The organism is Wenzhouxiangella sp. 15190 (assembly GCF_003417465.1).
In the GTDB taxonomy this organism is placed as follows: Bacteria; Pseudomonadota; Gammaproteobacteria; order Xanthomonadales; family Wenzhouxiangellaceae; genus Wenzhouxiangella.
On the sequence record NZ_QVMV01000010.1, the window covers coordinates 20715 to 27050 of the forward strand.

Annotated in this window: 5 protein-coding genes; 1 reads left to right on the forward strand and 4 read right to left on the reverse strand. The window is 54.7% G+C overall.

All coding sequences use genetic code 11. From position 1 onward, the window contains the following. Positions 1–43: 43 nt before the first annotated feature. Positions 44–979: a S9 family peptidase gene (locus DZK26_RS02875; RefSeq protein ID WP_147306715.1), complete on the forward strand. Its 936-nt coding sequence runs from the start codon at positions 44–46 to the stop codon at positions 977–979. Between the two features lie 150 nt (positions 980–1129). On the opposite strand, the gene DZK26_RS02880 is transcribed toward DZK26_RS02875, so the two are convergent. The 4 genes from DZK26_RS02880 to DZK26_RS14400 all read right to left on the reverse strand — a co-directional run. Next, positions 1130–2098: a phosphotransferase gene (locus DZK26_RS02880; protein ID WP_116899130.1), complete on the reverse strand. Its 969-nt coding sequence runs from the start codon at positions 2096–2098 to the stop codon at positions 1130–1132. A gap of 47 nt (positions 2099–2145) precedes the next feature. Next, a complete protein-coding gene (locus tag DZK26_RS02885) occupies positions 2146–4077 on the reverse strand; it encodes a LapD/MoxY N-terminal periplasmic domain-containing protein (protein ID WP_116899129.1) in 1932 nt (643 codons plus the stop codon). A gap of 43 nt (positions 4078–4120) precedes the next feature. Beyond that, the gene (locus tag DZK26_RS02890; RefSeq protein WP_258870897.1) at positions 4121–4864 is read right to left on the reverse strand and encodes a transglutaminase-like cysteine peptidase; all 744 of its coding nucleotides are present in this window, start codon (positions 4862–4864) and stop codon (positions 4121–4123) included. Between the two features lie 307 nt (positions 4865–5171). Then, the coding region (locus DZK26_RS14400; RefSeq protein WP_220337250.1) for a hypothetical protein at positions 5172–6336 on the reverse strand (1165 nt) is incomplete at its 5' end.

The window sequence follows — 6336 nt, forward strand, 5'->3', positions numbered from 1 at the left end:
AGTTATTTTATTAACACTGTTAAAGAACTTTTCGGACCGCCTCGTGAAACACAAGACCAGAATCAAAATAGGAATACATGCTACCTTTTTCCTGACTGTTTTTTGGCTCTTCTCTTGCCAGGCGACTACCGACGCTAGTCAATATCTTACATGGAACACAAAAGCCAACGAGGAAAGCTGTTCGGATGGGCCTTCTGCCGTCTGGGCAGACTTTCATAGTGGCGCAGAGTGCATCCGATATTTTGCGTCCAGTTACGATGACCTCGACAGCGCTCCCTTTGTGTTTATACGGTTTTATGGAGACCGGACCGATTCCATGAAAAAGCGTCCTAACGAGATAGCCGCTAATACTGAGGAAGCGCAATTCGAAATCGCCCAACGAAGGGCAGATCAGATTGGAATTCCAGTCATCATTATTGCCAGGCCCGGCACGTATGGATCCAGCGGAAACCATCGGCTCCGTCGTCAAAGGAGCGAATTTTTAGCACTGAATGCCGCAATCGATGAAATCAAAAAAAGACACACACCAGGAAGACTGATCCTCTCCGGTCACAGTGGTGGCGCCACTGCCGTGGCGGCTTTGTTAACATTTGGAAGAACCGACATTGCATGCGCCATCATGACATCCGGAGCTTTCGATCTATTGGAGCGTGCGGCACGTCGTCGCGAGCTACGGGGCAATCCACCACGGCCCAATCTGGACAGCACGGGCCTGCCGTCTCCTTACGACCCTTTACACCACATAGGAGGCATTGCTCGTGACCCAGACCGCGCAATTGTCGTAATTGGCAATCGGCATGACACCATTACGCCCTTTGACCTGCAAATGAAATTTGCAGGCGGTCTTACTGAGGCGGGGCACCGAGTAGCGTTAATGGAAAAGCCGGCTGAGGGACCCTCATATCATAACCTGAAGGGAGGCATCGGCTACAAAGCGATTGAGTATTGCGGAATTGAGTCCCTTAGCGTGTCACAGTAGAGAATTTTATATCCTCTGAACGCCCCTATCCAATGACATTGATTCATTGCGCCTCAACCCTATCAAGTAAAAGTGCCGTCATTTGGTTCCTCAAGGTGATGGGATTCTTTCTCCCGCGAAGCCTTTTTAAATGTAATATCAGCGGACGCCCTATTTTTCATGATTGACTTTCGCTCGATGCATTCCCAGCTCGAAAATAGCTTCTTCTATGTCCGGAGCGAAAAGTAGATTGAAGCATCGCCGGGTCCAGCCCTTTACCCTTTTATCGATCTTGCCGGATCGTACACCGTTACGCCAGTAGATCAAGGCCTTATCGAGCGCGCGAGCAGTCTGCCACAGTCTTACGCGAGCTCGGCCGCGCATCTCCTCTTCAGTTGAGTGATCCGCAAAATATGCGGCTAAAAAAGCTTCACGTACGTCTCTACTCATGCGCGCCCGCAGTAGCACGGTCCCAACGTCCTGATGAGGGTCTCCAGAAGTGGAAGTTTCCCAATCAATCAGGTGCGCCCGTTCACCGTCGTCAATGATATTCTCGAGCACAAGGTCGCCATGACAGGCCGCGAGCGGCGGAGCGGTACGATGCAGCGCGTCCAGTACCGGTTCCAGCGCCTTTGCGGTCTCCGGCAGCCGCGGCGCATGGAGGCGCGCCGCCGCCTCATCCTGACAGACTTTTCTAACCCTTCTGTGAATGCGACGCAGGAAATCGGTGCCTCTGAGGAATGTAGGCGCGCCGCGATGGAGCCTGCTCAAACAACGTGCGATACGTACAGCTGATTCCCGCTCAACCTGCCTGCGCACGGGATGTCGTCCCTGCACAAATGGAAGCACGAGGAGACCATCCGATGGATCAGCAAGTAAAGGGGTTGGAGTTACACCAGCCTCTGCAGCCGCAGCAAGGTTATACATCTCTCGGGCGTAGTGTTCTTTTTTCCTTTTGGATTGCCCAGGTTTCTTCCCGGACAGCCTGATAACGGCTGTTGTGCCGTCATGACGTGCAATAAAAACCCTGTTTCGCTCTCCCTTTTCAGCACTGCGGACCCACTCAAGAAGATCCGCCCTCCAGCCGAGCTTCTCGAGACGCTTCCAGGCATCAGACAATTCATGCGGCACTTCGCTCATCGGTACTTCAGGCCCACTACACTCATCTCGAAAACATCTAGTATTGTCTACTCCGGCGCTTCGGGATGAACGCCCGGCCCGGTGAAGGCATCGAAGCCCAACTCCGTCAGCGCGGACTGATCGGTCTGCTCCAAAACGCCTTCAGCAATCATAGCTAGTCCCAACGAGTGACCAAGTTTGCACAAACCCCGTAAGAGACTGAGGACATCGGCGCTCTGCTGCTGAATCAGCGAAGCGTCCACTTTCATGTAATCCAGTCCAAGCGTTTCCAGCCGCGGAACAGCGGCTATGTTTCTTCCAGCCGACTGTAAACCCATAAGCACGCCATGGCCTTTGACCGTGGCAATGAACGATGCCAACGGTTCAGCGTATTGCACTGCGACCTGTTCATTGAGCTCGACCGACAAACGTTGCGTGACACTTCCGCTGTATCGCTGGATACAATCAATAATGGCCAGGTGACTAGTTACGTCGCGTAGGCTTTCCATTGAAAGGTTGACGGCGACCTGCCTGTCCGGCTGATCCACCAACATCCGAAGTACGCTATTGAGGAGTTGCAGATCGAGTTGCGGGAGGAGATTCAGCCGCCGCGCCCACCCGATCACCGCGCCGGCAGGCATATCCCGGTCAGCGAGACGCATGCGCAACATCGCTTCTTCGTGGAATATCGAGCCGTTCCCCGTGATCACGGGGTAGCAGGCATGAGAAACGGCACCATCCTCCAGTGCCCGCTCCAGGGCGTGGCGCCAGCCCTCGGCACCGTGAAACAGCGGGGCCTTGCGCTGATCGTCGGCCAATAGCAGGCGTTCGGTAGGTGCCTGTTCGGCACTGGCCAAAAGGTCGTCAAGACGCGCCATCAGGCGAGCACGCTGTTCGCCGGGACAGCAGGAACTTCCCACCAGGGCGATCGGATATTCGCCTTCCAGCTGCCATTGCTCCACCATTTCGGTTACCACACTCCACACAACCTCGGCCAAATCCGATAAAAACCCGGTGTCATTAACAAGAACCACAAAATCACTTCCATTGAGCCGACCCATTGTGTACTGGGAATAGCAATCCGATCGGGAATCCAGCACCATCCGAATACGTTTCAGCATGGCCGCGATCCATTCGTCCGTCTCCGCCCTCCCAAGCTTTGCATTAAGGGCCTGAAGCCCGGTAATTCGCAGCAATAACACAGCGTCACGCACACTATCGTCCTGCAGATTCAGGCGAACGTCCAACAAACGGAAAAACTGCTCCCGGTTAGCTACGCCGGTGGCCGGGTCCAGCTGACTTTGCCGACGGATTTCATCCAGGCGCCGGGTTTCGGTCTCGAGCATGGACCGGACGCGCTCAGTCAAGGAATTCATGGCTCGAACCACGCGTCGAAACTCGAGCGTTCTTGGCTCTTTGCTGGTCACAAACCGTCGGTCTCCAATCGCCTCGGCCTGTTTGACAACCGATTGCAGCGGTTGACTGATACGCCGCAACAGGAAGTTTCCGATGATTCCAACAATAAGCGCAATGATAATAATCCAGATTAAGAGTTGATAGGAAACGCGCCAGAGCGCATTCAACGCATAGGCACTTTGACTCTCCATGTACAGAGTACCGAACTGCAACCATCCATCTTGCACCTGGGCCACACCAGGCGGCACGTCAAGCGCCATCAGGTTAGCGAACCATGAAGGGACGTCTGGCGCCAACTCCGGGTGCTCACGCACCTGCAGGGTCTCGCCATTCGGATCAACCAACTCAATACGCTTGTAATGTCCGGAATCAAACTGAGCGGCAATCATTAACTCGATGGTTACCGGGTCTTTCTCCACCTGGGACAGCGACAAGGCCAGACTCGTAACATTATCGATATTCTTGACCGTCAACTGCTCCAGGAAGTAGTTTCGCGCCGTATAAACGCTTACAATAAAACTGCTGATAAATATCAGGGTGATCAGAACTCCAATGACAACCCATAACTGCTTAGCTAAAGTCATTAGACAATCACCTCACGCATAGTTATTCGGCTGTTGCCTGTAATCATTGTAGGCGTATTCCTTCCTGATGCATTCGATCAAGCACGTCGCGCCAGCGCGACAGGCGCGCCAGGGGCGTGCCAGCTGCACGATCTGATCCTTGCCCCACCCACAGCCCATCGGCATTGAAACTAAAAGTAGGGGATAGGTCTGTTCGCTCTGATGCCGGCATAACGCTACTGACCAGGCTGTCCAGAATCATCGGCTCCGCATCGGGCGTCTCGAAATAACCCAGCACCATGTGCGCCTGGCTGATCGGACTTCGCTGGCCACCGATCTTCGCGCGTACATAAATAAGCCGCAATCTCTCATCTGGAATACCAAGGTGACGCAGACTGGCGTATTTTGCTATTGCCCAATCTTCACAGTCGCCTAGCCCCTGGCCAAGAGTTTCCATGGGGGTTGCCCAATAATCATTCTCATCGTACAAAGTCGTGTCCGATTGGTAGCGCACGTTGCGATGAAAGAATTCATTGACCTTGATTAGTTGCTCCGATTCCGGCCTGTCAGCAATTTCTTCTAGCAATTGCCGCCAGCGAACTATGACCTCGACACGATCCGCAGAGAAGCGCTCGCGCATGTGTTCTGCTAGCAGCTGAAAATCAATTTTCAGCTGAGCCGAAATCACTACCGAACAGCAGAACAAAATGAAAGCAGTGCCAACCAACAGCAGACTTCGAACTAGCGTGGCATGCATACTGGAAAAGCTGCTGGAGTGAACTTCGCCATTGGATCGCACCTGCTGCATCAATCAAAATCAGGGGCAGTCCGGCTTGACGAACTGACGGACGCATATTGCAATACAGTTCAACCGAATCCCCCTGACTTTGCAGGGACCCTGGGAGAACCACCTTGCTCAATAATACCATCATCATCCCGTGCCGCCTTTCAAAGGCGATCCCGGAAAATCTGGCTGATCGAGAAGAGGGACACAAGCGCCGAAAAGGCACCTTCAAACGGCATTTCGCCCAGTTTGCAGGCCCTCGGCCGTCGGAAGGAATACAGGCGGAGGCTCCGAAGAGCCTCCGCCATTCCGCAACCTGGCGGAAGATCAATCAAGTATCGATCTTGAGCATACCGTCATCAATCATCTTGGCCAGGATTTCCTGGTCGCTGTCTCCCATTCCAGTAGGATCGACGCCTGCCAAGACGATCTGCTGCGGTGCCTCACCCGACTCAGTCGGCTGAACATCGATGAAGGTGTCGGTGCCGTCGAAATTCAGCGTCAGATAGTCGGAGATGGTATCGATGGTTGCACCTTCGACCAGGTCTCCCAAGTCCAGCGGCTCACCAGCTTGGCCACCATCCTCACTTACCGCTACGTCGTCGTCAGCGGTGCTGTCGCCGTTTCCGGCGTCTGCCAGCTCCAGGGCGATGGTGTCTTGACCTTCCGGCAAACTGCTCTCGATCTCTTCATTGTCCGAAAGATCCGAGACCGGCCTTGCCGGATCATCGGCGGAATCATCCGCCGCCATCAAGACCGATTCAGGAGTTGCGTCGGAGGCATTTTCATCGCTGCCATTTACGCTGACAGGCTCGCCCCAGCTGCTATCGGCAATTCTATCGCCGGCATCATTTGATTGTGGCCGCTCCGGGAGCTCCTCACTATGAGTCTCACTATCAGCTGAGCTGTCGAGGCCCGTTACGCTTTCGGCATCCCGGTCAGCCGCAACCCCACTTTCAGGAATACTCGCGTTGCCCGCGTGTTCCGCTTTGAGCGACTCATCGGCTTCTACCCCTTCTTCGACTGGGTAGAGAGCAGCAGATGCGTTCGCTGACGAATCAACCTTGGCGTTCGTTTCGGGGACCGAATGGCTCTTCGAGCCAGCGTCACCATAGCTGCTCAAGTTGCCACGTGAGTCTGAGTCTTGGCCCGATCCGGCGCCGCCGTCAGAAGCACTATCCAGATCCGCATTGCTGTCACTATCAGAGTCGGAATCCTTATCCGAATCAGCGTCGCTGTCAGAATCGGCATCCGAGTCACTGTCTGAGTCCGCATCGCTGTCGGCGTCTGCGTCAGAGTCCGCGTCGCTGTCGGCATCGGCATCCGAGTCCGCGTCGGAATCCGAGTCGGCGTCGCTATCCGCATCGGCATCGGAGTCCGCATCGCTGTCGGCGTCTGCGTCCGAATCGGCGTCGCTATCAGCGTCTGCATCCGAGTCGGCATCGCTGTCGGCGTCTGCGTCTGAATCGGCATCGCTGTCAGCGTCCGCGTCGCTG